This is a genomic window from Erythrobacter sp. HI0063, assembly GCF_001635685.1.
GTDB lineage: Bacteria > Pseudomonadota > Alphaproteobacteria > Sphingomonadales > Sphingomonadaceae > Qipengyuania.
Genome location: NZ_LWFF01000099.1, coordinates 1 through 219, shown reverse-complemented (window position 1 = coordinate 219; position 219 = coordinate 1). Strand labels below are relative to the sequence as shown.

Here is a 219-nt window from a genome sequence, read left to right as displayed (position 1 = left end):
AGGCCAAAATGTTTCAACCCGATTTCCTCAAAGGCAAGCGCGCGCTTGTAACGGGGTCGACCAGCGGTATCGGCCTCGCCATTGCACGGGCTTTGCAGGAGCAGGGGGCCGATATCGTCCTGAACGGCTTCGGCGATGCGGACGAGATCGCGAGCTTGTGTGAGGAACTGGGCGCAACCCATTCGGGCGCGGACCTCACCGATGTGTCGCAGATCGAAA

Annotated in this window: 1 protein-coding gene; it reads left to right on the top strand. The window is 60.7% G+C overall.

What is annotated here, in order from left to right:
* Positions 1-8: 8 nt before the first annotated feature.
* Positions 9-219, top strand: a 211-nt coding sequence (locus A3736_RS04390) for an SDR family NAD(P)-dependent oxidoreductase (protein ID WP_156501965.1), incomplete at its 3' end; no start/stop codon positions are given.